General features: G+C 67.6%; 17 protein-coding genes and 3 pseudogenes. 14 read left to right on the top strand and 6 right to left on the bottom strand.

What is annotated here, in order from left to right; genetic code table 11:
* Positions 1-13: 13 nt before the first annotated feature.
* The 3 genes from NSQ78_RS19715 to NSQ78_RS19705 all read right to left on the bottom strand — a co-directional run bounded on the left by NSQ78_RS19715 (position 14) and on the right by NSQ78_RS19705 (position 7,720).
* Complete coding sequence (locus NSQ78_RS19715; RefSeq protein WP_064239384.1) at positions 14-3,136, bottom strand: efflux RND transporter permease subunit; 3,123 nt, start codon at positions 3,134-3,136, stop codon at positions 14-16.
* Between the two features lie 31 nt (positions 3,137-3,167).
* Positions 3,168-6,401, bottom strand: coding sequence for an efflux RND transporter permease subunit (locus NSQ78_RS19710; protein ID WP_049466413.1), 3,234 nt, complete (start codon positions 6,399-6,401; stop codon positions 3,168-3,170).
* Positions 6,402-6,475: 74 nt separating this feature from the next.
* A complete protein-coding gene (locus NSQ78_RS19705; protein WP_049466411.1) occupies positions 6,476-7,720 on the bottom strand; it encodes an efflux RND transporter periplasmic adaptor subunit in 1,245 nt (414 codons plus the stop codon).
* A 186-nt stretch (positions 7,721-7,906) separates the two neighbouring features.
* Here NSQ78_RS19705 and NSQ78_RS19700 point away from each other — a divergent pair, with 186 nt between their 5' ends.
* From NSQ78_RS19700 to NSQ78_RS19650, 11 genes are all read left to right on the top strand, one after another.
* Positions 7,907-9,226 (top strand): M20 family metallopeptidase, encoded by a 1,320-nt coding sequence (locus tag NSQ78_RS19700; RefSeq protein ID WP_103282175.1) that lies wholly within the window; start codon positions 7,907-7,909, stop codon positions 9,224-9,226.
* Between the two features lie 493 nt (positions 9,227-9,719).
* Complete coding sequence (queF, locus tag NSQ78_RS19695) at positions 9,720-10,538, top strand: NADPH-dependent 7-cyano-7-deazaguanine reductase QueF (RefSeq protein ID WP_064239383.1); 819 nt, start codon at positions 9,720-9,722, stop codon at positions 10,536-10,538.
* Positions 10,539-10,825: 287 nt separating this feature from the next.
* A complete protein-coding gene (locus NSQ78_RS19690; RefSeq protein ID WP_049410686.1) occupies positions 10,826-11,119 on the top strand; it encodes a LysM peptidoglycan-binding domain-containing protein in 294 nt (97 codons plus the stop codon).
* 45 nt (positions 11,120-11,164) lie between these two features.
* Positions 11,165-11,677 (top strand): hypothetical protein, encoded by a 513-nt coding sequence (locus NSQ78_RS19685; RefSeq protein WP_049467593.1) that lies wholly within the window; start codon positions 11,165-11,167, stop codon positions 11,675-11,677.
* A 353-nt stretch (positions 11,678-12,030) separates the two neighbouring features.
* Complete coding sequence (locus NSQ78_RS19680) at positions 12,031-14,253, top strand: NADP-dependent isocitrate dehydrogenase (RefSeq protein ID WP_064239382.1); 2,223 nt, start codon at positions 12,031-12,033, stop codon at positions 14,251-14,253.
* A gap of 309 nt (positions 14,254-14,562) precedes the next feature.
* Positions 14,563-15,528, top strand: coding sequence for a hypothetical protein (locus tag NSQ78_RS19675; RefSeq protein WP_064239381.1), 966 nt, complete (start codon positions 14,563-14,565; stop codon positions 15,526-15,528).
* Complete coding sequence (locus NSQ78_RS19670) at positions 15,521-16,069, top strand: ATP/GTP-binding protein (protein ID WP_049467598.1); 549 nt, start codon at positions 15,521-15,523, stop codon at positions 16,067-16,069. Before NSQ78_RS19675 ends, NSQ78_RS19670 begins: the two co-directional genes overlap by 8 nt.
* Complete coding sequence (locus NSQ78_RS19665; protein ID WP_057495073.1) at positions 16,062-16,478, top strand: roadblock/LC7 domain-containing protein; 417 nt, start codon at positions 16,062-16,064, stop codon at positions 16,476-16,478. The genes NSQ78_RS19670 and NSQ78_RS19665 overlap by 8 nt, the downstream gene beginning before the upstream one ends.
* A 53-nt stretch (positions 16,479-16,531) precedes the next feature.
* Complete coding sequence (locus tag NSQ78_RS19660) at positions 16,532-16,891, top strand: hypothetical protein (protein WP_005419760.1); 360 nt, start codon at positions 16,532-16,534, stop codon at positions 16,889-16,891.
* 145 nt (positions 16,892-17,036) lie between these two features.
* Positions 17,037-18,767 (top strand): bifunctional isocitrate dehydrogenase kinase/phosphatase, encoded by a 1,731-nt coding sequence (gene aceK, locus NSQ78_RS19655; RefSeq protein ID WP_064239701.1) that lies wholly within the window; start codon positions 17,037-17,039, stop codon positions 18,765-18,767.
* Positions 18,768-18,861: 94 nt separating this feature from the next.
* Entirely contained in the window at positions 18,862-19,764 is a 903-nt protein-coding gene (locus NSQ78_RS19650) for a hypothetical protein (RefSeq protein WP_057495072.1), read from the top strand.
* A 40-nt stretch (positions 19,765-19,804) separates the two neighbouring features.
* Here NSQ78_RS19650 and NSQ78_RS19645 read toward each other — a convergent pair whose 3' ends face one another.
* The 3 genes and pseudogenes from NSQ78_RS19645 to trxA form a co-directional block, all read right to left on the bottom strand.
* Entirely contained in the window at positions 19,805-21,379 is a 1,575-nt protein-coding gene (locus NSQ78_RS19645; protein ID WP_064239379.1) for a sensor domain-containing diguanylate cyclase, read from the bottom strand.
* A 209-nt stretch (positions 21,380-21,588) separates the two neighbouring features.
* Positions 21,589-23,348 (bottom strand): annotated as a pseudogene (rho, locus tag NSQ78_RS19640) (transcription termination factor Rho).
* 253 nt (positions 23,349-23,601) lie between these two features.
* On the bottom strand, positions 23,602-23,907 hold the full coding sequence (trxA, locus tag NSQ78_RS19635; RefSeq protein ID WP_279946730.1) for a thioredoxin: 306 nt from the start codon (positions 23,905-23,907) through the stop codon (positions 23,602-23,604).
* Between the two features lie 512 nt (positions 23,908-24,419).
* Here trxA and rhlB (NSQ78_RS19630) point away from each other — a divergent pair.
* From rhlB (NSQ78_RS19630) to ftsE, 3 genes and pseudogenes are all read left to right on the top strand, one after another.
* Positions 24,420-25,817 (top strand): annotated as a pseudogene (gene rhlB / locus NSQ78_RS19630) (ATP-dependent RNA helicase RhlB); the annotation flags it as partial.
* Positions 25,811-26,017 (top strand): annotated as a pseudogene (gene rhlB / locus NSQ78_RS19625) (ATP-dependent RNA helicase RhlB); the annotation flags it as partial. The pseudogenes rhlB (NSQ78_RS19630) and rhlB (NSQ78_RS19625), both read left to right, overlap by 7 nt.
* Positions 26,018-26,306: 289 nt before the next feature.
* On the top strand, positions 26,307-26,993 hold the full coding sequence (gene ftsE, locus NSQ78_RS19620) for a cell division ATP-binding protein FtsE (protein ID WP_049424090.1): 687 nt from the start codon (positions 26,307-26,309) through the stop codon (positions 26,991-26,993).
* Positions 26,994-26,995 lie beyond the last annotated feature (2 nt).

The raw sequence follows: 26,995 nt of genomic DNA, 5'->3' as shown, positions 1-26,995 counted from the left end.
GGCGCTACCAGAGCTATGCGCGTTGCGCGCGCTTGAGCAGCTTCGCTTCGCGCTTGCGTGCGCGACGGGCGCGCCAGCGCTCGGCCAGGCAGGAGAAGATCACGTACAGCGCCGGCGTGCTGAGCAGGGTCAGGCTCTGCGAGAACAGCAGGCCGCCGATCATCGCGATGCCCAGCGGGCGGCGCAGTTCGGATCCTTCGCCCAGGCCGATCGCCAGCGGCACGGCGGCGAGGATCGCGACCATCGTGGTCATCATGATCGGGCGGAAGCGGACGATGCTGGCTTCGCGTGCAGCGTCGCGCGGCGCCAGCCCATGCTCGCGCTGCGCCACCAGGGCGAAGTCGATCATCATGATCGCGTTCTTCTTGACGATGCCGATCAGCAGCACCAGCGCGATCATCGAGATCACCGACAGCTCGGTGTTGGTGCCGAACAGCGCCAGCAGCGCGCCGACGCCGGCCGCAGGCAACGTCGACAGGATGGTGACCGGGTGGATCAGGCTCTCGTAGAGCATGCCCAGCACCAGGTACACGGTCAGGATCGCGGCCAGTACCAGGATCAGCATGTCGCTGGGATCGGAGTTGAAACCGAAGCCGGCGTCGTCGGCCAGGCGGATGTCACCGGGCATGCGCATGCCGGCCACGGTGGCATCGATGATCGCCTTGGCCTCACCCATGCTCACGTTGGGAGCCAGGTTGTAGCTCAGGTCCATCGTCGTGTACTGGTTCTCGTGGGTGATCTGCGACGGTGCCAGCCCGGGCATCTGGGTGGCCACCGCGGTGATCGGCACCATGTCGCCGTTGCGCGCACGCACGTAGACCTCGTCCAGTGCCGCCGGCGTGGCGGTCTGCGAGGGCAGCGCATTGACCACCACGCTGTACTGGTTGATGTCCGAATAGATGGTCGAGATCTGCCGCTGGCCGAACGCGCCGTACAGCGCACCGTCAATGGCACCCACGGTGATGCCCAGGCGTGCGGCCTTGGCGCGATCGATCTGGATGTTCTGGCGCAGGCCGGCATTGTCCACGTCGGTGCCGACGTCGCGCAGCTTCGGGTTCTTCTTCAGTTCCGCCTGCAGTTTGGGCAGCCATTCCTGCAGTGCGGCCAGGTCGTTGCCCTGCAGGGAAATGCGGTACTGCGCACCCTGGCTGGCGCCGCCGCCATCGTTGCTGGGCAGGTCCTGGATCGCGCGCAGGCGCAGCTGCAGGTCAGGGTAGCGGTCGGCCTTCGCACTCAGCCGTGCCAGGGCATGCGCGGTGGTTTCACGGCGGCCTTCCTTGCGCGATTTCAGCTCGATGTTGAACTGCGCGCTGGAGCCCTGGCGGCCACTGCCCAGGCGCACGCCCACCGTTTTCACCGCCGGGTCGGCCATCAGCATGTCGGTGATGCGGCGCTGGCGGGCGACCATGTCCTCGAAGGACACCGTGGCACTGGAGTTGGCACGGCCCCAGATCAGGCCGGTGTCCTGCGGCGGGAACGCGCCCTTCTTCACTGCGCCGAACAGGAACACGGTGACGCCGATCAGGATCAGCGGGGTCAGCGACAACAGCAGCGCGTGGCGCAGCGAGAAGTCGAGGAACACGGTGTAGATGCGCAGCATGCGCTCGTGGCCGGCGTCCAGCCAGCGGCCGAAACGCGACGGCGGCGCGCTGTGGTCGTGCGCACTGAGGAAGCGGCTGCACAGTGCCGGGGTCAACGTCAGCGAGACGATCATCGAGACCACGATGGCCGCCACCAGGGTGACGGTGAACTCGCGGAAGAACGCACCCATCATGCCGCTGGCGAACAGCAGCGGAATGAACACCGCCACCAGCGAGGCGGTGATCGAGACGATGGTGAAGCCGATCTCGCGCGCACCGGTCAACGCCGCCTGCATGCGCGGCATGCCCTCGTCGAGATGGCGCATGATGTTCTCGATCACCACGATCGCATCGTCGACCACGAAGCCGATCGCGATCACCAGCGCCAGCAGGCTCAGGTTGTTCAGGGTGAAGCCCATCACGTACATCACCAGCGCGGCACCGGCCAGCGACAGCGGCACGGTCACTGCGGCGATCAGCGTCGGTGCCAGCCGGCGCAGGAACAGCGCCATCGTCAGCACCACCATCGCCAAGCTGATCAGCAGGGTGATCTGCACTTCATGCAGCGACGAACGGATGGTCGGCGTACGGTCGAAGTACGGCGTCATCGTGGTGCCTGGCTGCAGGTAGTCGCGCAGGGTCGGGATCTGCGCCTTGACCCGGTCCACGGTCTCCACGATGTTGGCGCCGGCACGGGTGAACACGTACATCACCACCGCCGGCTTGTGGTCGAACCACGCGGCCTGGTAGGCATCCTGCTGGCCGTCGTAGACGTTGGCGACGTCCTTGAGGCGGATCACCCGGCCATCGCCTTGGGTCTTGACCACCAGGTCGGCGAAGTCGGCCGCACGCGCCACCGAATCGTTGGCGATGATCGCGGTGGTGGTGTTGCCGTCGCTGAGGAAGCCGGTGGGCGAGGTCACGTTGGCCGCACGCACCGCATTGCGCAGGTCATCGGCGGTCAGGCCCAGCGCGTTCATCAGGCGCAGGTTGACGTCCACGCGCACCGCTGGCGTCGACGCGCCGGCGATGTCGACCGAGGCGACGCCACTGATCTGGCGGATGCGCTGTGCCAGCAGCGAATCGGCGACGTTGTACAGCTCATCGGCCGACTGCGTCTGCGAGGTCAACGCGATGGCGATCACCGGGTCGTCGTTCGGGTTCGCCTTCTGGTACATCGGCGACCCCATGCCCGAGGGCAGGTCGGCCTGGGCCGAGTTGATCGCCGTCTGCACGTCCAGCGCGGCCGAGTCGATGTTGTGGCCGCTCTGGAAGATCATGAACACCAGCGAGCTGCCTTCCGAGCTCGACGAGCGCATGCGGTCGATGCCCGGCAGCTGGCCGAGGTGGCGTTCCAGCGGCGCGGTGACCGTGGACGCCATGGTCGCCGCATCGGCGCCGGACTGGCTGGCATGCACGAAGATCACCGGGATCTCGATGTTCGGCAATGCCGACACGCCCAGCCGCAGGTAGCAGATCAGGCCGACCATGAACAGGCCGATGGCCAGCAGCGCGGTGCCGATCGGGCGACGGATGAAGGGGCCGGACAGGTTCATCGCGCGGCCCCCCGCAGCAGCGGGGCGTGGATCATGCCTGCGGCTCCTGCAGCGACCCGTCGCGCAGGGCGCGCTGTTCGCGGCGGCGCGCCAGCCACTCGGAGAAACGCTCCATGTACAGGTAGATCACCGGGGTGGTGTACAGGGTCACCAGCTGCGACAGCAGCAGGCCACCGACGATGGCGATGCCCAGCGGGCGGCGCAGCTCCGAGCCGATGCCGGTGCCCAGTGCCAGCGGCAGCGCGCCGAGCATGGCCGCGGCGGTGGTCATCATGATCGGGCGGAAGCGCAGCAGGCAGGCACGGCGGATCGCTTCGTGCGCGTTGGCGCCGGCGCGACGCGCCTCGATCGCGAAGTCCACCATCATGATGCCGTTCTTCTTGACGATGCCGATCAGCAGCACGATGCCGACGATGCCATCCACCGACAGGCTCAGGCCGCACACCATCAGCGCCAGCAGCGCGCCGACACCGGCCGGCGGCAGCGTGGAGATGATCGTGATCGGGTGGATGTAGCTCTCGTACAGCACGCCCAGCACGATGTAGATCACCACCAGCGAGGCCAGCAGCAGCCACACCACGTCTGTCTGGCTGCCGGTGAACTCAGCCGCCTTGCCGATGAACTCGGCATGCAGGTGGGTGGGCATGTCCAGGCTGTCCTTGGTTTCCTGGATCGCCCGCACCGCTTCGGACAGCGAATAGCCCGGTGCCACGTTGAACGACACGGTCACCGCCGGCAGTTGCTGTTGGTGGCTGACCACCAGCGGCGCACTGCTGACCTTGCCTTCGGCCAGCGCAGACAACGGGATGATGTTGCCGGCGCCGACGGTGATGCCGGTGTTCTGCGCGCCGATGCCGGTGGCGGTCGATGAGTTGGACGAGGTGACCTGGCCGAAGCTGGTGGCGTTGGTGCCGGTCAGCGCGCCGGCGCCGTTGGAGGCCACCGCCAGCTGCTCCATCAACGCGGTGCTGGTGCGGAACTCCGGCGCCACTTCCAGCACCACGCGATACTGGTTGAGCTCGGTGAAGATGGTGGAAATCTGGCGCTGGCCGAACGCATCGTAGAGCGTGTCGTCGATGGTCTGCATCGGCACGCCCAGCACGCTGGCCTTGTCGCGGTCGATGTTCAGCTCCAGGGCGCGGCCCTGGTTGGACAGGTTGTTGTCGACGTCAGCCAGTTCCGGGCGCTTGCGCAGCGCTTCGGTCAGGCGCGTGGCCTGGGTGGCCACCGTTGCCGAATCCACGTCCGACAGCGAGTACTGGTACTCGGTGGCGGCCACGCGGGTATCCAGGGTCACGTCCTGCACCGGCTTCAGGTACAGCGCCACGCCCGGGATTCCGGCCACCGCCTTCTGCAGGCGCGGCAGGATCTGCTCCAGGCCGTCGCGCTGGCTGCGCTCCTTCAGCACGATCGACAGCTGGCCCTGGTTGAGCGTGGGGTTCATGCTGCCGGCACCGATGAACGCCGACACGCCGGTCACGTCCGGATCCTGGCGCAGCGCTTCGGCGACCTGCCGAGTGCGCTGTTCCATCTGCGGGAAGGCGATGTTCTGGTCGGCCTGCACCACGCCGGTGATCAGTCCGGTGTCCTGTTCGGGCAGCAGGCCCTTGGGAATCAGCACATACAGCAGCACGGTCAGCACCAGCGCGCCGCCGGCCACGGCCAGGGTCAGGCGCTGGTGGCCCAGCACCCAGTCCAGGCTGTGCTCGTACAGGCCGACGGTGCGCGTCCACAGGTTCTGCTTGCCGGCCGCGGCTGCACGCTCATGCGCGTCCTCGCCTTCGGGCAGGGCGTCGGGCTTGAGCAGGTAGGCGCACATCATCGGGGTGAGCGTCAGCGAGATCAGCATCGACAGCACCACCGCGATGCTCAACACCCAGGCGAACTCATGGAACAGGCGGCCGGTGACGCCGGGCATCAGCAGCAGCGGCAGGAACACGGCGACCAGCGAGACGGTCAGCGACAGCACGGTGAAGCCGATCTGGCGCGCACCGATCTCGGCCGCTTCCTTGCCGCTCTTGCCCTGCTCGATGTAGCGCACGATGTTCTCGATCATCACGATCGCATCGTCGACCACGAAGCCGGTGGCCACCACCAGCGCCATCAGCGAGAGGTTGTCCAGCGACATGCCGGCGAACGCCATCACCGCAAAGGTGCCGGCCAGCGACAACGGCACCGCCACCGAGGGAATGATCGTGGCCCACAGCCGGCGCAGGAACACGAAGATCACCGCCACCACCAGGCCGATGGTGAGGATCAGGGTGAACTGCACTTCATGCACCGAGGCGCGGATGGTCTCGGTGCGGTCGTTGAAGATCTCCAGGTGCACGTCTGCCGGCAGCACGCCCTGCAATTGCGGCAGGATCGCGCGGATGCGCTCGACGGTCTGCACGATGTTGGCACCGGGCTGGCGCCGCACTTCCAGCAGCACCGCCGGCTTGCCATCGGCCCAGGCGGCGAGCTGGTCGTTCTCCACGCCATCCACCACCTCGGCCACGTCCGACAGCCGTACCGGGCGGCCGTTCTTGTAGCTGATGATGGTGTCGCGGTATTCGGCGGCGCTGGCCAGCTGGTCGTTGGTGCCGATGCTGTAGGACTGGGTCTTGCCGTTCAACGAACCCTTCGGCGCATTGACGTTGGCCTGGGTCAGCGCACTGCGCAGCTGCTCCAGGGTCAGGCCCATGTTCGACAGCTGCGCCGGGTTGACCTGGATGCGCACGGCCGGGCGCACGTTGCCGGCAATCGACACCAGGCCCACGCCCTGCACCTGCGACAGGCGCTGGGCCAGGATGGAGTCGGCGTAATTGTTGACGTCGCGCAGCGGGCGCGTGTCAGAGGTCAGTTTCAGGGTGACGATGGCCGCGTCGGCCGGGTTCACCCGGTTGTAGACCGGCTGGTAGGGCAGCGACGAGGGCAGGGTGGCCTGGCGGATCGCCGCCTGCACGTCCTGCGCGGCGATGTCGATGTCGCGGTCCATCGAGAACTGCAGGATGATCGTGGACAAGCCGGCCGACGAGTCGGAGGTCATCAGCTCCAGCCCGGAGATCTGCCCAAACTGGCGCTCCAGCGGGGTGGTGACCAGCGAAGCCATGGTGGTGGCATTGGCACCGGGGTACTGGGTGGTGACCACCAGGCTGGGTGCATCGATTTCCGGCAGCGCCGACACCGGCAGCTTGCGGTAACCCAGGATGCCCAGCAGCAACAGGCCCGCCATCAACAGCGAGGTGGCGATCGGGCGGCGGATGAAGATCGTCGAAAAGCCCACGGACTGATCCTTGCTGGCACTTCAATGTCGGCGCCGGCGGGTCTGCCGGCGCGAGGGAGATCAGTGGCCTGCGCTCAGCGCGGGCCACCACCGCGACGGCCACCGCCGCCCGCGTTCTTCTGTTCGGCCGCCTTCAGTTCGGCCTCGGTCGGTGCGGCCGGGGTCTCGCCCGGCTTCAGCGCGGTGACCTTGCTGCCCGGCTTCAGGCGGAACTGGCCCTCACTGACCACCCGCTCGCCGCCCTTCAGGCCTTCGGCGATCTGCACCTGGCTGTCGCCCACTTCCACGCCGCTGCGCACGGTCTGCATCTTCACCGTGTTGTCGCCCTGCACGACATAGACGTACTCGCCGTCCGGACCCCGCAGTACCGCCTGGGTAGGAATGACCACGCCGCTGGCGATCGTGCGCAGCTGCATGCGCACGTTGACGAACTGCCCCGGCCACAGGCCGTTGTCGGCATTGTCGAACACGGCACGCGCCTTGAACGTGCCGCTGTCCGCGCTGATCAGGTTGTCGACCACATCGAGCTTGCCGTCGCCGGACAGCACGTGCGAATCGGCGCGGTCCAGTGCGGCCACTGGCACCGTGCCGGCGGCCTGTGCCTGGCGCACGTCGCCGAGTTGGCGTTCGGGCAGGTTGAACAGCACGTGGATCGGGTGGATCTGGGTCAGCGTGACAAGTGCGGTGCCGGCGTTGACCACGTTGCCGGCATCGACCGCCCGGATGCCGGCGATGCCGGAGATCGGTGCGGTGACCTTGGTGTACTGCAGCTGCACCTGCGCCGAGCGCATGCTGGCCTCGTTGGCCGCCACCGCGCTTTCGTACTGTGCCACTTGGTTTCGTTGTGTATCCAGATCGGTCTTGGCGACGTACTGGCGATACTCCGGTGCGTTCGAGCGCTGGTAGTTGGAGCGCGCGGTGGCCAGCAGCGCCTCGTTCTGGCGCTTGGCCGCAGCGGCCTGGTCGTAGCTGGCCTGGGCGGTGCGCGGATCGATCACCGCCAGCACGTCGCCCTGCTTCACTTCCTGGCCTTCGCGGAAATTCAGGCTCATCAGCTGGCCGCCGACCTGCGGGCTGACGGTCACGGTGTTCATCGCAGTCACCGTGCCCAGCGCGCTGGCGTACACCGGCACGTCCTGGCGCGTGGCATCCACCACGGTGACCGGCACCGGGCCGGCATCCGGGTCTTCGCCGCCCTGGCGCGCGCCCGCAGCGGGTTTTCCAGCCTTGTCCTTGCCGCCGCCGATGACGCGCAGGCCGACCACGGCCAGCACCAGCACTGCCACGACCAGCAGCACGATCTTCCAAACACGTGACATTACGAGGACTCCAAGAGGGCTGGACCGGGCGGAGCCCGGCGGGCAATGCGCAAAGCATACCTGTGCCACATCACGTTTCCTGCATGACGGATGGGACGGGCGCTAAGACCGGATCCGGCCGCGGAGGTTCCCGTGGCGGCGGTGTTGCCCTACATTCAGCTGGAACCCCCTGCCGTGGAGATTGTGATGCGCCGTTCGCTGCTGCTGTCCGCCCTGCTGCTGGCCCTGCCGGCCCTTGCCCACGCCCAGGACGGGCAGCGCCCGGAAGTGACCGCCGCCGCGCAGCGGCTGCAGGCCAAGGTGGTCGAATGGCGCCGCGATTTCCACCAGCATCCGGAGTTGTCCAACCGCGAGGCGCGCACCTCGGCCGAGGTGGCCAAGCGCCTGCGTGCGATGGGCCTGAAGCCGAAGACCGGCATTGCCCACCACGGCGTGGTGGCGATCATCGAAGGCGGCAAGCCCGGCCCGAAGATCGCGTTGCGCGCGGACATGGATGCCTTGCCGGTGACCGAGCAGACCGGCCTGCCGTTCGCTTCCAGGGCGACCGACCAGTACCGCGGGCAGACCGTGGGCGTGATGCATGCCTGCGGCCATGATGCGCATACCGCCACCCTGCTCGGCGTGGCCGAAGCGCTGGTGTCGATGAAGAAGGACCTGCCGGGCCAGGTGATGCTGATCTTCCAGCCGGCCGAAGAGGGGGCCCCGCCGCCGGAAGAGGGTGGCGCCGCACTCATGCTGAAGGAAGGTCTGTTTGCCGATTTCAGGCCGGAGGCGGTGTTCGGCCTGCACGTGTTCTCCAGCGTGCAGGCGGGGCAGATCGCCGTGCGCGGCGGCCCGTTGATGGCGGCCTCGGACCGTTTCGGCATCAAGGTGATCGGCCGCCAGACGCACGGCTCGGCGCCGTGGAACGGTGTTGATCCGATCGTCGCCACCGCCGACCTGGTGGGGACCGCGCAGACCATCGTCAGCCGCCGCGCCAACCTGTCCAAGCAGCCGGCCGTGCTGACCTTCGGCGCGATCAACGGCGGCATCCGCTACAACATCATTCCCGATGAAGTGGAGATGGTCGGCACCATCCGCACCTTCGACGAAGGCATGCGCCAGCAGATCTTCGCCGACCTGCGCAACGTGGCCGAACACACGGCAGCCGCGCATGGCGCCAAGGCGGTGACCGACATCTACGAATCGGAGGGCAACCCGGCCACGGTGAACGACCCGGCGCTGACCGCGAAGATGCTGCCGAGCCTGCAGGCGGTGGTGGGCAAGGACAATGTGTACGAGCCGCCGCTGCAGATGGGCGCGGAGGATTTCTCGCTGTACGCGAAGGAAGTGCCGGGGATGTTCTTCTTCGTCGGGTCCACCAGCGTAGGTATCGATCCGGCGACGGCGCCGGCCAACCATTCGCCGAAATTCCTGCTGGATGAGAAGGCGCTGGACGTCGGGCTGAGGGCGCTGCTGCAGGTAAGCCTGGATTACCTGCACGGTGCAGGCACCCCGGCGGGGTGAGGGTTTCCGGCAGGGCTGCGCCCTGGGTACGCGACATCGCATGCGCGCTGTCGCTCCCACGGTTCGCTGCGCGAACCGTGGGCCCCCCTTTACCAGCTTCCAGACCCCTGCCGCTTCGCGGCCGCCCCCTGACTCAGGGGGCTTTCCTCCAGACCCGATCCCGTGGCTTGCCGGTAGATCCACGCCATGCGTGGATGGCAGACATCGCAAATGTCCGAAGGATCGGATTTTGATTCTCTGATCTTTCCCGTGGTGGTGGCCGCGCGCAGGGAACTGTCAGGGGGCGGGTGGGTAGGCGGGCCGGGGGTGTCCGCGGCATGGATGCCGCGGCCAAGCCCCCAGGGATGGGTTTACGGCGTCCCCCGGCCCGCCTGCCCACCCGGCCAAGCCGATAGACCGCCTTTCGCGACCATCCAACACAACCACCACGGAGGGGCTCCGCCGTTGGCTGGCCCGGCCGAAGGCCCGCCCTCCGCGCGATACAATGGCGCCCATGAACACCCCCCAGGATTCCAGCCTCGGTCGCGAGGTCAGTTACCCGTCGCAGTACGACCCCGGCCTGCTGTTTCCCATCCCGCGCAGCGGCGCCCGTGCCGAGATCGGCCTCGATGATGCCGCGCTGCCGTTCGTCGGCCACGACCGCTGGCATGCGTTCGAACTGAGCTGGCTCGACCCGCGCGGCAAGCCGCAGGTGGCCGTGGCCACCGTCCAGGTGCCCTGCACCTCGCCGCGGTTGATCGAGTCGAAGTCGTTCAAGCTGTACCTGAACTCCCTCAACAGCACCCGCATCGACAGCGCCGAGGCGCTGCGCTCGCGCATCGTTGCGGATCTGTCGGCCTGTGCCGGTGCGCCGGTCCAGGTCGAGTTCGGCCTGCCGGGCCTGCGGGAGACGCCGCTCGGTGAATCCATCGACGGGCTGGACGTGGAGATCGACTGCTACGGCCCGCCGCAGTCCGACTTCCTTACCACCGATGCGGGCGAGGTGGTGGAGGAGACCCTGGTTTCGGCGCTGCTGAAGTCCAACTGCCCGGTCACCGGCCAGCCGGACTGGGCCACGGTCAGCCTGCGTTACCGTGGGCCGAAGATCGACCGCGCCGGCCTGCTGCGCTATCTGGTCAGCTATCGCGAGCACGCCGAGTTCCACGAGCAGTGCGTCGAGCGGATCTTCAGCGAGGTGTCCGCGCGCTGCCAGCCGCACTGGCTGGAAGTGGAGGCCCGCTACACCCGCCGCGGTGGCCTGGACATCAATCCCTGGCGTGCCAGCCCGGGCATCACCGCCCCGGCCGCGACCTACCGCGAGCTGCGGCAGTAACCGCCGCAGGCGGTTACTCGTTGCGCCGGGCCAGGCGCCCGGCGAGCACCGGCCAGCGGCCGGCACTACCATGGTTCGCAGGCGGTTACGGGTGGTGCCGGCCGCGGGCCGGCAATCGGCCAGGGCCCGATTCCCCTGGCACAGCCGGCCAGCGGCCGGCACTACCGGGCGTCCATTCCCCCGATTGTTCAGCCGCCCCCGGGGGCGGCTTCACATCTGCACCATCCCCATTTAACAACCGCCATGGCACCGTGCGAGCCACGTAGTCATGCAGACGGGAGTTGTGGATGAGTACCGAGAAGAAAGCCGATTTCTCCGGCGTCAGCAGCAGCGTCGACAGTACCGCCGAACAGGCACCGAAGGCGGACTTTTCCGGCGTCAGCGCCTCGGTGGACAGTACCGCCGACGTTGTCAGTGGCGGCACCTACACCGTGCAGAAGGGGGACTCGCTGTCGAAGATCGCCAAGCAGCATCTGGGCGACGCCAATGCCTGGAAGAAGATCTTCGAAGCCAACCGCGATGTGCTTGATGACCCGGACAAGATCTTCCCGGGCCAGACCCTGAAACTGCCGCCGAAGTAAGCCGGCAATCGACCGCCGTCCGACAATCCCTGGGAGGAACCCCGAATGATCAAGACCACCCCGCTCCAGACCGCCCTGATCGCCGCACTGCTGGGCAGCGTTGCCCTGGTCGGCTGCAAGAAGAAGGAAGAGTCGACCGACAGCACCGCCGCCCCGGCGGCCACTGCTCCGGCCGAGCCGGCAGCGCCGGCCCCGATGACCGGCGCGCCGCCGCCGATGGCCGAAGCCGCTGCGGTCAGCGTATCGGCCGTCACTGTCGGCAAGACCGCAGCCGCAGACAAGTCGGTTGCACCGGCGGCACTGTTCTCGCCGAAGGACGACATCATCGTCTCGGTCAAGACCGACGGCGCCGCCAACAACGTCAACGTCGGTGCCAAGCTGACGTTCCAGGATGGCCAGGTGGCAGGCGAGCAGAACGCGGCGCTGAACACCAGCGGCGCTGAAACCACCAACGTCACGTTCAAGAATGCAAAGGGCTGGCCGGTCGGCAAGTACCGCGCCGAGGTCATGGTCGATGGCAAGGCGGCCGGAACGCCGCAGGAGTTCGAGGTCAAGTAAGTCCTGCCGACTCTCTCCCGGCAGGGCTCACGATGGACGCAGCCGCGAGGCTGCGTCCTTTTTTATTGCGCCGAGCCCAGGCCTCACCCGCGCATGGCGTGGATCTACCGGGAATGTCATGCGGCGGCGCAAGCCCGAGCCGATGAATCACTGCGTTGCAGTACCGCCGCGTATGGCGCGGCTTTGCCCCGCGCGGCTGAAAACGCGACAATGCAGGGGTTTCCCCGTCGCGCGCCCACCCTGACGGCGACGGGGGAAAGCGTGGGGCCCGGCCCCGCGCGCGACACGGTTGCACGTGGCCCGGCGCTGGCGCCGGCCTTCCCCTGAGCACTGCTACAGAGTCCAAGTCCCCCATGTCCAAGATTCTCTACACGCTGACCGACGAAGCCCCGTTCCTGGCCACCCAGTCGCTGCTGCCGATCGTTGACGCCTATACCGCCACTGCCGGCATCGTGGTGGAAACCCGTGACATCTCGCTGTCCGGCCGCATCCTGTCGCAGTTCCCGGAACTGCTGGCCGACGCGCAGAAGGTCAGTGACGACCTGGCCGAGCTTGGCCAGCTGGCGACCACCCCGCACGCCAACATCATCAAGCTGCCGAACATCTCCGCCTCGGTGCCGCAGCTGAAGGCGGCCATCAAGGAACTGCAGGACCAGGGCTATCCGCTGCCGGACTACCCGGAAACCCCGGCCGACGACCAGCAGCGCGACTACAAGGCGCGCTATGACAAGGTCAAGGGCAGCGCGGTGAACCCGGTGCTGCGCGAAGGCAACTCCGACCGCCGCGCACCGCTGTCGGTGAAGAACTACGCGCGCAAGCACCCGCACCGCATGGGTGCCTGGTCGGCCGATTCGAAGTCGCACGTCGCGCACATGGCCGCCGGTGATTTCTACGGAAGCGAGAAGTCGGCCACCCTGGCCAACGCCGGTTCGCTGAAGATCACCTTCCACGGCAACGACGGCAGCACCGTCGTGCTGAAGGAAAAGACGGCGGTCAAGGCCGGCGAGATCGTCGACGCCGCTGTGATGAGCCGCAAGGCACTGGCCGCGTTCATCGGCGAGCAGATTGCCGATGCCAAGGCCCAGGGCGTGCTGTTCTCGCTGCACCTGAAGGCGACCATGATGAAGGTCTCCGACCCGATCATGTTCGGCGTGGTCGTCGAAGAGTTCTACAAGGATGTGCTGGCCAAGCACGCCGACGCCATCAAGCAGGCCGGCTTCGATGCCAACAACGGCATCGGTGACCTGGTCGCACGCCTGCCTTCGCTGCCGGAGGCTACCCGCGCCGCCATCGAATCCGACCTGAAGGCCGAGTACGCGCAGCGCCCGGCGCTGGCCATGGTCAACTCGGACAAGGGCATCACCAACCTGCACGTGCCGAGCGACGTCATCGTCGACGCCTCGATGCCGGCGATGATCCGCGACTCCGGCAAGATGTGGAATGCCGAAGGCAAGCTGCAGGACACCAAGGCCGTCATTCCGGACCGCTGCTACGCCGGCGTGTACCAGGCCGTCATCGACGACTGCAAGGCGCACGGTGCCTTCGATCCGGCCACCATGGGTTCGGTGCCGAACGTCGGCCTGATGGCGCAGAAGGCCGAAGAGTACGGCTCGCACGACAAGACCTTCCAGATCACCGCCGACGGCGTGGTCAAGGTCACCGACGATGCCGGCACCGTGGTGTTCGAGCATGCCGTCGAAGCCGGTGACATCTGGCGCATGTGCCAGACCAAGGACGCGCCGATCCAGGACTGGGTGAAGCTGGCCGTCGAGCGCGCCCGCCTGAGCAGCACCCCGGCCGTGTTCTGGCTGGATGCCGCCCGTGCCCACGACGCGCAGGTCATCGCCAAGGTCGAGCAGTACCTGAAGGACCACGACACTGCCGGTCTGGACATCCGCATCCTGCCGCCGGTGGAAGCCACCGCGTTCTCGCTGGACCGCATCCGCAAGGGCGAGGACACCATCTCGGTGACCGGCAACGTGCTGCGTGACTACCTGACCGACCTGTTCCCGATCATGGAGCTGGGCACCAGCGCCAAGATGCTGTCGATCGTGCCGCTGATGGCCGGTGGCGGCCTGTTCGAGACCGGCGCCGGTGGTTCGGCCCCGAAGCACGTGCAGCAGTTCGTCGAGGAAGACTACCTGCGCTGGGATTCGCTGGGTGAATTCCTGGCCCTGGCCGCGTCGCTGGAACACCTGGGCAACCGCTACGACAACGCCGCCGCCCGTGTGCTGGCCAAGGCGCTGGACGAAGCCAACGGCCAGTTCCTGGACAACGACAAGTCGCCGTCGCGCAAGCTCGGCGGCATCGACAACCGTGGCAGCCACTTCTACATCGCGCTGTACTGGGCCCAGGCCCTGGCCGCGCAGGACGAAGACGCCGCCCTGAAGGCGCGCTTCGCCCCGCTGGCCAAGGCGCTGACCGACAACGAGCAGAAGATCGTCGAAGAGCTGATCGCGGTGCAGGGCAAGGCCGTGGACATCGGCGGCTACTACCGTCCGGACGTGGCCAAGGCCAGCAAGGCGATGCGCCCGAGCGCGACCTTCAATGCCGCGCTGGAGCAGCTGCGCGGCTGATCCATCGCCGTTCGGTGGTGACACTGGAACCCGCGCTTCGGCGCGGGTTTCTTTTTTGGGCTCCGGGGTCAGATCCCTTTTGGATGGCAAAAGGGATCTGACCCCAGGCGATAAAACCGTGACATCCGTCGGTCGTCGGAACGCCGTCAAAGGGGCATGAAACTTGCCCGCGATGGCCGTCGCAGAACCGATCAGCACGCCGCTGCAACCCCACTCAATCTGAGCAGTCGATCACGACGGCCTTCGTCGGCAATGGCCTAGCCTTGGCGACGCGAGACCACCGGGGAGGTGGTCACTCGGGGAACACGGATGGCACGCGTGCTGGTAGTGGGAACCGACATCCAGGGCGAGCAGGCGCTGCTGCAACGGCTGCGCGTGGCCTCGGCACTGCCGGATGGCCAGATCCGCCGCAGCCAGGACCTGGACGACTGCGACCTGCTGGTCATCCGCGATACCCCGGCGTTGCGCAACGCGGCGCAGCGCATGCGCCAGCAGCGGCCGCGCCTGCAGTGCTGGATCGAGGACATCGGCGGCCAGCTGCGTGACGGTGACGGACACCAGGACGTACTCGACGATGGTGCCATCGGCCGCGCGCTGCGTCGCATGCAGGTGGCAGCGGAGCCCCTGGCCGTGCACGCACCTGCACCGATCCGTCTGGCCGATGGTGCGCACGCCATCACCCGCCTGCTGCGCGAGCGGCTGCCTTTGAGGCAAGGGCAGGCACTGTTGAGCGATGCAGGCGAGCCCTTGCTGCTGATGGATCTGGAGCACGACCAGGCGGTGCTGTTGCAGGAACCGGCGAGTGCGCTGGTGGAGCGCCTGGCCGATGCGTTCGAGCGCCTGCAGCTGGATGCGCTGACCCCTGCGCGCCTGCAGGCGCTGGCCGGTGACCGGCCCCGCCAGCCACTGCGGCCGCTGTTGTGGCAATGGGCGCAGCGCAGCCGCCATTGGCAGGCACTGGATGAACGCCTGCGCGGTGCCTCGGTGAAGCTGCTGCGCTGGCCGGATTTCCGCGTGCTGGGACACGACCACGATGGTTTCCGCCTGTGCTCGCTGCTGCTCAAGCGTGCGTGCACGGTTGAAGAGTGCGCGATGCTGCTGGAACTGCCGGCGGCGGCAGTGCGCGACTTCATCCATGCCGCCTATCTGTGCGGCTACGCGCAGCTGCAGGCCGCCCTGGCGACGCCGATGATGGCCACCGACGGCAGCCGCGCCGACAGTGGATTGCTTGCCCGCCTGTGGCGGCACCTGCGCGGGAGCGAGCGCAATGCGTGAGCACAAGGTGGTCGTGCTGGGCGGCATGGGCAGCGGCAAGTCGACCCTGGTGCGCAGCATCGCTGCGGGCGCAGTGATCGATACCGACGTGGCCAACAGTGACCGCCTGGGTGCCGACAAGGCCTCCACCACCGTCGCGCTGGACTACGCAGACATCGACCTTCCCAACGGCGAGCGCCTGCGTTTGTACGGAACGCCTGGCCAGCAGCGCTTCGACTTCCTGTGGCCGATCCTGCTGCAGGGCGCGCGCGGCGCGGTGCTGCTGCTGGACGCGCGCCGCGCAGGCCTGGCCAGCGAGCTGGAGGACTACCTGCAGGTGCTGCAGCCGTTTGCATCGTCACTGGCACTGGTGGTGGCGGTCACCCACCTGGATCAGGCGCCGCAGGCGGCACTGGATGACTGGGCCAGCCGAGCCTGCCTGGACGACCAGCCACTGCCGCTGCTGGCCATCGATGCCCGTGACCGGGAACAGGGACTGCTGCTGATGGACGTACTGATGAGCGAAATGGAAGCGCACGCACTGGTGGCTGCGCATGGCTGACGGGCAGATGGCGGTATTGCCCGACGCCGGCCAGCGTGAGCGCCTGCAACCCCTGCTGCAGGACCTGCAGCAGCGGGTAGAAGGGGTACGGACCGTGGTCCTGGCCAGCGTTGATGGCTTCGCCCTGGTCAGCGCCGGGGCCGACGGGCGCGGTGAACGGCTGGCCGCGATGACCAGCGCGATGCTGGCGCTGGCCGCGGCGGTCGGGCGCGAACTGGTGCTGGGTGATCTGCAGACGCTGATGCTGGAAGCCGTGGGCGGCAAGGTGCTGATGCTGGCGATCCAGGCTGATGGGCGCGCGCCGTTGCTGCTGATGGCGGCCTGCGACCAGCGCAGCGTGATCGGACAGGTGCTGTGGCAGAGCAGGGAATGTGGCCAGGCGATCCTGGCCGAACTCGGCGGATCGTGAGCCCGGCCGCAGGGGAACGAGGGGCTCGAACCAACTTCGACAAGGGGTGCGACGTGGCTGGATTGAATGAATCGTTGAACGCACTGATGGGTATCGACGGCGCGCAGGCCGTGGCGCTGGTCGACTACGAAAGCGGCATGCTGCTGGGCGAGGCCGGTGCCGGCATGGATATGGAAGTGGCTGCCGCCGGCAACACCGAAGTGATCCGGGCCAAGATGAAGACCGCCGCGTCGCTGAACCTCAACGACAGCATCGAAGACATCCTGATCTCGCTGGGCAAGGCGTACCACATCATGCGCCCGGTGGCGAAGAAGAAGGGTCTGTTCTTCTACATCGTGCTGGACCGTACCAAGTCCAACCTGGCATTGGCCCGGCGCAAGGTGCAGGACGTGGAGGCCGAACTGGCGATCTGAGCCGGTAGTGCCGGCCGCTGGCCGGCGTCTGCATCGATCCATCGACGTCCAGGTGCTGCCGGCCAGCGGCCGGCACTACCTTCGCACTCGACGCCATTGCACACGCCCGCGTATGGTGAAGCCGGTCCTTCCGGGTGAGCCCTGCATGTCCGAGCCTGACATCGCTGCCGAGCTGGCGCCGCGCATCGCCGGCGCCATCCGCGATGGTTTCGAGCAGTACCATGCCCGCTTCGCGGCGATCACCGCCCGTGCACGGCAGCGCTTCGAGCAGCGTGACTGGGCGGGCGCGCGCCAGGATGCGGTCGAGCGCATCGCGTTGTATGACCTGTGCATCGCCGAGCAGATGGATGCACTGCGCCGCCTCGCCGGCGATGTGATCGGCGAGCGCGCGCTGTGGCTGCAGGTGCATGCGCAGTACAGCGCACTGCTGCGGGGACTGATCGACGCCGAACTGTACAAGACGTTCTACAACACGTTGTCGCGGCGCCTGTTTTCCATCCGTGGCGTGGATCCGGCGCTGGAGTTCATCGCCTTCGATGTCGAGCCATCCGACGCGATCACCCATCCGGTCGCCCGGCATACCTATGCCGTCTCGCCGACGCGGCCGGTGGAGGCCCTGCAGCGCGTGCTGGCCGACTACCGTTTCGACATTCCGTATGCGCACCAGTTGCGCTGCGCGGCGGCCATCGCCGTGCGCCTGCAGGATGATCTGGCGCACTGGGGCGATACACCGGTGCGCAGCATCGAGCTGCTCGACACCGTGTTCTACCGGGAGCGCCGCGCCTACCTGGTCGGCCGGGTGTTCGGCGAGCACCGCTTCTCGCCGTGCGTGATCGCACTGGTCAACGATGAACGTGGCCTGCGTGCCGATGCAGTGCTGACCCGGCGTCGCGACGTCGCCCACCTGTTCGGTGTCTCGCGCAGCTACTTCCAGGCCAACCTCGCAACGGTCGGCGATGCGGTGGTATTCCTGCGCAGCCTGCTGCCGGGCAAGCCGATCGATGAACTCTACACGGTGCTGGGCCGTGCCAAGCAGGGCAAGACCGAGCGTTACCGCACCTTCTTCCGCCACTTCAACGAGCACCGGCAGGAGCGGCTGGTGCATGCCGAGGGCACGCCGGGCATGGTCATGGCGGTGTTCACCCTGCCCAGCTATCCGCTGGTGTTCAAGCTGATCCGCGACCGCTTCGCCTGGCCCAAGGCGATGTCGCGGCAGCAGGTGGAAGAGAAGTACGCGCTGGTGTTCAACCTCGACCGCGTCGGCCGCCTGCTCGATGCGCAGCCGTATCGCCACCTGCGCTTCCCGCGTGACCGTTTCGCACCGGCCTTGCTGGAAGAGCTGCTGCAGCAGTGCGCGCAGAGCGTGCGCGTGGATGGCGACGAGGTGGAAGTGACACTGTGCTACGTACAGCGCCGCTTCCGGCCATTGAACCTGTACCTGCGCGAGCAGGGCGGCGAGGCCGTGCGCGCGGCGGTACTCGACTATGCGCAGGCGATCACCGACATGGCGCGCAACAACATCTTCCCCGGCGACATGCTGCCGAAGAACTTCGGCGTATCCCGGCATGGCCGGGCCGTGTTCTACGACTATGACGAGTTGTGCCTGGTCAGCGACTGCGTGTTCCGCGCCTGGCCGCAGCCACGTACGCCGGAGGACGCCATGGCCGACGAGCCCTGGTTCCATGTCGGTCCACGCGATGTGTTCCCGGAGCGCTTCGGCCCGTTCATGGGCCTGCCTGCCAGCGAACTGGCGGCCGTGCGGGAGCACTACCGGCACCTGTTCGACCCCGCTTGGTGGCAGGGCCTGCAGGCGCGCTTCGCCGACGGTGACTACCCGGATACGCCGCCCTACGCGGCGGCCCATCGCCTGGCCTGAACGGCGTGGCGTGGACCGCCCGCGGTGGACCGCCTGCCGGTCCCGCTCGGACTGCGGTACGCTCAGGGTTCACTTCATCACCATGGATCCGGCAATGATGCGCTCCCCCTTGTTCCTTGCCCTGGCCCTGGCGTTCGCCGCCGGTGCTCCCCTGCTGCCGGCCGACGCCGTGGCCCAGAACGCGCGCGCGGTGCGCGCCACTGCCGAGATGAGCATGGTGCTGTCGGGCAGCATCGAGGTGGCGGCCGATGGTTCGGTCCGCACGCTGGTCCTGGACCAGCGGGCCATGCTGGCACCAGGCATCGTGTCGTTCGTGGAAGGTGCCATCCGCGGCTGGCAGTTCGAGCCGACGCTGCAGGACGGCAAGCCGGTGGCCGCCCACGCCCCGTTGCGGGTGCGCCTGCGGGGCAAGGAGCAGGAGGACGGCAATTACCAGATCAGCATGACCAGTGTCGACTTCAGTGAATATGATCCGAAGGCTACCGATTCGGTGACCCGGAAGAGCCTGCCGCCACCGCGCTACCCCGAGGATGTCTACCGCATTGGCGGTCAGGGTGACGTGCTGCTGCTGGTCAAGGTGGCCCGCGACGGGACCGTGGCCGACGTCATTGCCGAACAGGTAAACATGACCATGGTCGCGCCGGAGCGGATCATGGCCAAGATGCGCGACCAGCTCGCCAAGGCCAGCATCAGCAGCGCGCGCAAGTGGACCTTCGTCCCGCCGACCACCGGCGAGGACAGTACGCGGGACTTCTGGACCGTGCGCGTGCCGGTGAACTTCGCCCTGAACGGCAACACCGGCAGCAACGGCAACGCCCAGCCGGAACGCTACGGCCGCTGGCGTGTCTTCATTCCCGGCCCGCGCCAGGACGCACCGTGGCGCAAGCCGGATGCCGCCGAGCAGGCGGGCAGTGATCTGTTGCCGGCCGGCGGCGTGTACATGGTCGATGGCACCCAGCGCGGCCTGCGCCTGCTGACGCCGCTGGCCCAGCGCTGAGCCTGGCGTGCGTGAAGCGGTCGGCCAGGCCGGCCGCTTCTCAGTCTGCGTACGGGTAGACCACTACCCGGTTGCGGCCCTGTTCCTTGGCCATGTAAAGCGCCTTGTCAGCCAGCCGCAGCGCTTGTTCGGCATCGACATGGAAGCTGGGGAAGTGGGCCACGCCCAGTGACACGGTGATGGTCCCGACCGGTTCGAACGGATGATCGGCGATGTGCTGGCGCAGGCGCTCGCCGGCCTGGCGCGCCGAGTCCGTACTGATGCCCGGCAACAGCAGCAGGAATTCCTCGCCACCGGCGCGGCAGAGGAAGTCGCTGTCGCGCGAGTAGCGGCGCATCTGGTCGGCAATATGGACGATGGCCGCGTCGCCGACGTCGTGGCCATGGCTGTCGTTGATCGATTTGAAGCGATCGATGTCCAGCGCCAGGATCGCGAACGGAATGCCCTGCACCTGCAACGCCTCCAGCGCCTGCTGCAGGCCGCGGCGATTGAGCAGGCCGGTCAGCGGATCGGTGCGGCTGGCGCGGTTGAGCGTGCCGATGCGGTCCTGCAGCGCATTGAAACTGTGCAGCACCGCCTGCTTGAGCTGGGCGACCTCGAAGTACCACGCACGGATGCCGCTGACATGGTTGATCGCATTGCCGGTGTCCTCGCCGCCCTCCACGTTGCGCGCCAGCTGCCACAGCGGCATCGAAATGCGGCGCGCGAACCACCAGGTCACCAGCAGCGACAGCAGGCCGAGCGGAATCGCGTTCCAGATCACCGCGGTCATCAACCGCGACAACGGCTGCAACGTGGCCTCTGTCGGGCGCTGGGCGATGATGCCCCAGCCGGTGGCCGGCACCGGCGCATAGCCGGCCAGCATCGACACGCCCAGGTTGTTGCGCACCTGCTGGGCGCCGCGTTCTCCGCGCACCACCGCCTTCACCGCCGGGTTGCCGACCACGTAGTCGCCGACCCGCTTGCCGTCGGCGTGATACAGCAGGCGGCCATGGCGATCGACCACGTACAGGTAGGAGCCATCGCGGTAATAGTGCTTGCCCAGCAGCGTATGCAGCGCGCTGCGCTGGCGCAGGTACAGGGTGCCGCTGACGTAGCCGCGGTAGCGACCCTGGCGGTCGAAGATCGGGTGCGACAGTGACACCAGCAGCTTGCCGGTGGTCGACTGGTACGGGTCGCTGATCATCGGCTGGCGCGCCGCCAGCGCGGCGTTGTTGCCGACACTGTGCAGCACCTCGCCCTGCAGCTGCAGGGTCTGCGGCGAGGTGGCGATCACCCGCCCATCCGCATCCACGACCAGCGAGGAGTTGAAGCTGTTGGTCTGCAGCTGCAGTCGGCTGGCTTCATCCTGCGCCTGTGCCGGGTCCAGATCGCCCTGGCCCAGCCGGGTGGCGGCGTAGGCCAGCTCCTGCTGCGCGGCCAACAGGAAGTTCTGGGTGGTCTCGGCCAGCTTGGTGGCATAGACACGGTTGGCTTCCAGGGTATTGCCGACCAGCTGGTCGCGCTGCACCCGGTAGCTGGCCAGCAGGGTGTTGGCCAGCGCGATGATGGCGCTGAGCAGGGCCAGGGCGAGGATCAGCTTGCCCAGGTTGAGGCGGGGGGACAGCGTGCGCATGCGTCGGCGGATCCGGCAGGAGGCTGGACCCGACCGGTTCTCCGGAAGGGGCGACAGCGGGAATCGGTGGCCATGCCCGCAGGGCCGGGCAGGGTAGTGGTCGAATTATCGCCAAAAGTCGGCGCCGGCAAAGTGAAGTGGGTCGCCCTGCAGGCAAAAAAAAACCTGCCGCAGCGAGCGGCAGGTTTCTTCCGACGCAGTGCCGGGACTCAGCGCTTCATCGAACCGAAGAACTCGTCGTTGGACTTGGTGTTCTTCATCTTGTCGAGCAGGAACTCCATCGCGGCCATTTCATCCATCGGATGCAGCAGCTTGCGCAGGATCCAGATCTTCTGCAGCAGTTCCGGTTCGATCAGCAGGTCTTCGCGGCGGGTGCCGGAACGGTTGATGTCGATGGCCGGGAACACGCGCTTTTCAGCGATGCGGCGGCTCAGGTGCACTTCGCTGTTGCCGGTGCCCTTGAACTCTTCGTAGATCACCTCGTCCATCTTCGAGCCGGTATCGACCAGCGCGGTGGCGATGATGGTCAGGCTGCCGCCTTCCTCCACGTTGCGCGCGGCACCGAAGAAGCGCTTCGGGCGATGCAGGGCGTTGGCGTCCACGCCACCGGTCAGCACCTTGCCCGAGCTCGGCACCACGTTGTTGTAGGCGCGGGCCAGGCGGGTGATCGAGTCGAGCAGGATCACCACGTCCTTCTTGTGCTCGACCAGGCGCTTGGCGCGCTCGATGACCATTTCGGCCACCTGCACGTGGCGCGCGGCCGGCTCGTCGAAGGTCGAACTGATGACCTCGCCGCGCACGGTGCGCTGCATTTCGGTCACTTCTTCCGGGCGCTCGTCGATCAGCAGCACGATCAGGTGCACGTCCGGATGGTTGGTGGTGATGGCGGTGGCGACCTGCTGCATCATCATGGTCTTGCCGGCCTTCGGCTGCGACACGATCAGCGAGCGCTGGCCCTTGCCCTGCGGTGCCATCAGATCGAGGATGCGGCCGGTGATGTCTTCCGACGAACCGTTGCCACGCTCCAGGGTGAAGCGGCGGCGCGGGAACAGCGCGGTCAGGTTCTCGAACAGCACCTTGTTCTTCGACGCTTCGATCGGCTCGCCGTTGATGGTGTCGACGATGTTCAGCGCGAAGTAGCGCTCGCCGTCCTTCGGGAAGCGGATGCGGCCGGAGATGTGGTCGCCGGTGCGCAGGTTGAAGCGGCGGATCTGGCTGGGCGAGATATAGGTGTCGTCCGGGCCGGCCAGGTAGCTGGCCTCGGCCGCGCGCAGGAAGCCGAAGCCGTCCGGCAGGATTTCCAGCACGCCGTCGGCGGCGACGCCGTCGCCGTGGCGGGTCAGCACCTTCAGCAGCGCGAAGATCACGTCCTGCTTGCGGGCACGGGCCACGCCTTCGGAGATCTGCAGCTGCTCGGCGATTTCCAGCAGCTTCTGCGCCGGCATGCGCTTGAGGTCGCTCAGCGAGTAGACCGGGAAGCCCTCGGGCACGTTGGCATGCGGGCGCGGCACGAACGGCTGCTGCTCGCCGCCATCGTTGGGCAGGCCATCGTCGCGGAAGCGGTTGTTGCGGTCACGGTCGCGGCGGTTGCGGAAGCGGTCGCGGCGGTTGCCCTGCCCTTGGCCCTGCTGACCCTGCTGACCCTGCTGGCCGTTCTGGTTGTACGGGTTCTGGCCCTGGTTCTGGCCGCCCCCCTGGTGGTTCTGCTGGCGCGGCTGGCCGGATTCGCGACCCTCGCTGCCTTCGCTACCGCCACTGCTGGCAGGGGCCTCGGCGGCGGGCGCGCTCGGCGCGGGGGCTGCAGCCGCAGCGGCGCTTCGGGCGCGGCGGCCAGCGGCAGGGTCGGCTGCGCCGGAGCGGCGCTGGTTTCGGCGGCTGCCGGGGCGGCGGCCTTGCTCACGCGGGGCTTGCGCACGCGCTTTTCGGCGGGCGCATCGGCGCTGCCGGTTTCAGAAGTGTTATCGGACAAGAGCGTTATTCCTCGCTTGAAGGTGCGAGCGCCCGGCTGGGGCGGCGAACGTTGGGAATGGGTCTGGAAGGAACTGCGTCCAGAGGGTGCGGCACGCGAACGCGGCCGGATATGCCGACACTATCATCGGCCTGCGGCGCCATGCAAGGGTCGCCGGGAACAGCATTCATCATGGGCGCGGGGCGCCCGCGGCAGCCGCGCTCGGCGGCTGCCGGGAACCGGCAGGATCAGGCCAGGGCCTTGTCCAGCAGGCTTAGGCCAGCTGGGCCTTGCCCACCGCACCGATCTGCTCGCCGACCTTCTCGCCGTCCTTGAACACGACCAGGTACGGAATAGAACGCACGTGGTACTTGGCGGCCAGCGCGCGGTTGTGGTCGACATTGACCTTGGCGATCTTGGCGCGGCCCTGGTAGGCATCGGCCAGTTCGTCCAGCGCCGGGGCGATCATCTTGCACGGGCCACACCATTCGGCCCAGAAATCGACCAGCACCGGTTCCTTGGAATTCAGCACTGCGCTATCAAAGTCGGCATCGCCGACGTGTACAACCTTGTCGCTCATCTTGGTTTCTCGTCTTGGATTGCACCCGGCGATGCCGGAGGTGGGTGAACTGGGCCATGCCCGGTGGCGCGACCCTCGTCGTTGCCTCGCGGCGGACCGCCGCGGTGCGTTCGGCGGGATGCCTGGACGCTCACGGTAGAAGCAGTGTACCCCTATCGCAGGGCAGGGACAGGCGCCAGCTGGAACCCAGCGTATCGTGATCGCTTCGATGCCCGGTATGTGTCGGATTTCACTGTCCTCCTGTAGATGGGGCTGGCAGTGAACGACACCAGCGGCCCGGGCCGGGCCGTTCAAGTCCGGTGTGGCTGGGTGAAGGCAGTGCGTCTCCTAGCGTCGTGAGACCGTCCATTCCGGTTTGCCTGCCCGAGTGCGTTAAACTGGGGCATTGTGCGGCGCGCGGACCGGTGGTCCCAGCCTGCCAACCCGCCGCAGGGGCCGCAGTTTGCGACGGTGCCCCTAGACGATGAAGTGCCAGCCGCCCCACGGGCCGGCGGCCATACCAAGACGGACTCATGAGCGACAAACCGCTGACCGATTTGACCTTCTCCTCCTTCGAGCTGCATCCGGCCCTGCAGGCCGGCCTTGAAGGAGCCGGATTCACCCGCTGCACCCCGATCCAGGCGCTGACATTGCCGGTCGCGCTGCCCGGTGGTGATGTCGCCTACCAGGCGCAGACCGGCACCGGCAAGACCCTGGCCTTCCTGGTCGCTGTCGTGAACCGCCTGCTGACCCGCCCGGCGCTGGCCGATCGCAAGCCGGAAGACCCGCGCGCACTGATCCTCGCCCCGACCCGCGAACTGGCCATCCAGATCCACAAGGATGCGGTGAAGTTCGGTTCCGACCTGGGCCTGCGTTTCGCGCTGGTCTACGGCGGCGTGGATTACGACAAGCAGCGCGAGCTGCTGCAGCAGGGCGTGGACGTGATCATCGCCACCCCGGGCCGCCTGATCGACTACGTCAAGCAGCACAAGGTGGTGTCGCTGCACGCCTGCGAGATCTGCGTGCTGGACGAAGCCGACCGCATGTTCGATCTGGGCTTCATCAAGGACATCCGCTTCCTGCTGCGCCGCATGCCGGAACGCACCATCCGCCAGACCCTGCTGTTCAGCGCCACCCTCAGCCATCGCGTGCTGGAGCTGGCCTACGAGCACATGAACGAGCCGCAGAAGCTGGTGGTCGAAGCCGAGACCATCACCGCTGCGCGCGTGCGCCAGCGCATCTACTTCCCGGCCGACGACGAGAAGATCCCGCTGCTGCTGGGCCTGCTGTCGCGCAGCGAAGGCGCGCGCACCATGGTGTTCGTCAATACCAAGGTGTTCGTCGAGCGCGTCGCCCGTTCGCTGGAAAAGGCCGGCTACCGCGTCGGCGTGCTGTCCGGCGACGTGCCGCAGAAGAAGCGTGAGAGCCTGCTCAACCGCTTCCAGAAGGGCCAGCTGGAAATCCTGGTGGCTACCGACGTGGCTGCGCGCGGCCTGCACATCGACGGCATCAAGTACGTCTACAACTACGACCTGCCGTTCGACGCCGAAGACTACGTGCACCGCATCGGCCGCACCGCGCGCCTGGGCGAAGAGGGTGATGCGATCAGCTTCGCCTGCGAACGCTACGCCATGGGCCTGCCGGACATCGAGGCCTACATCGAGCAGAAGATTCCGTCCGAACCGGTCACCAAGGAACTGATGACGCCGCTGCCGCGCCCGGAACGTCCGGCCCCGGCGGCGGGCGAGGAAGGCGACGACAACGAAAGCGTCGGCCAGATCTTCCGCGAAGCGCGCGAAGCCCGCGCCGCCGAGGAAGAGCGTCGTGGCGGTGGCCGCAACGGCGGCCGTTCCGGCAGTGGCGGGGGCGCGGTGGTCGCGACGGTGAGCGCAGCGGCGAACGCCGTTCGCGCGGCCCGCGCAAGCCGCGCGTGGAAGGCGAGCAGGGCGCTGCCGCCCCGGTCGCCGGTGCTGAAGGCGCCGCCGCTCCGGCCCCGCGTCCGCCGCGCCCGCCGCGCGCCGAAGGCGCACCGGAAGGCGCCGTGGATGGCGAACACAAGCCGCGCAAGCGCCGTCGCCGTCGCCACGGCCGTCCGGTCGAGGGTGCCGAGGGTGTACAGGCCAACGCCGGCAACGGCGCCAGCCCGGTGACCCCGGTGCAGGTGGTGGCCAAGCCGGTGCGCACGGCCGCCGACACCGGTGACTCGTTCCTGACCCGCATCGGCCGCAAGATCCGCCGGATGCTGTCGGGCAGCTGATCGGCGCTGCCGATCAGCGGGTAGCACCCGACCGCTGGTCGGGTGGCTTTGAACGGTAGTGCCGGCCGCTGGCCGGCAGCCATGTGGGTTGCCGGCCAGCGGCCGGCACTACCGATCGTGTGACCGTCTCCACGACGTCGCGCCGCTCCTGCATAATCGGGGCATGAGTGTCCTGCGCTTCGACAATGTCAGCAAACAGTACGCCGGTGGCCACGAGGCGCTGACCGATGTCAGCTTCGAGGTTGCGCCAGGCGAGATGCTGTTCGTCACCGGCCATTCCGGTGCGGGCAAGAGCACCCTGCTCAAGTTGATCCATCTCGACGAGCGGCCGAGCCGCGGCGCGGTGGTGTTCGACGAGCGCAACCTGCTGAAGGTGCGCGGTGGCGACGTGCCCCGCCACCGACGCGCGGTCGGGGCGGTCTACCAGGACCACCGGCTGCTGATGGACCGCTCGATCGCCGAGAACGTCGCGCTGCCGCTGATCCTGCGCGGCACCCGCCGTGGTGACATCAGCAAGCGCGTACGCTCGGTACTCGAACGGATGGGCCTGGGCCATCGCGAGAAGGCGTTGCCGTCCCAGCTGTCGGCCGGCGAACAGCAGCGGGTCGGCATCGCCCGCGCGATCGTCGGCGAGCCCAAGCTGCTGGTGGCCGATGAGCCGACCGGCAACCTCGACCCGACCCTGGCGGCGGAGATCATGGCCCTGTTCGCCGAGCTGCCCTCGCGCGGCACCAGCGTGCTGGTGGTCAGCCACGACCTGCCGCTGCTGCGCCGCATGCGCAAGCGCGTGCTGATCCTCGACCACGGCCGGCTGGTGGATGACATCTCGCCGCAGGACCTGGCGGAGTAGCC

The organism is Stenotrophomonas sp. FSL W7-1447 (genome assembly GCF_037966425.1).
Lineage (GTDB): Bacteria > Pseudomonadota > Gammaproteobacteria > Xanthomonadales > Xanthomonadaceae > Stenotrophomonas > Stenotrophomonas pavanii.
Note: the sequence above shows the minus strand (reverse complement) of the source record. Positions and strands in the feature narration are given on the sequence as shown.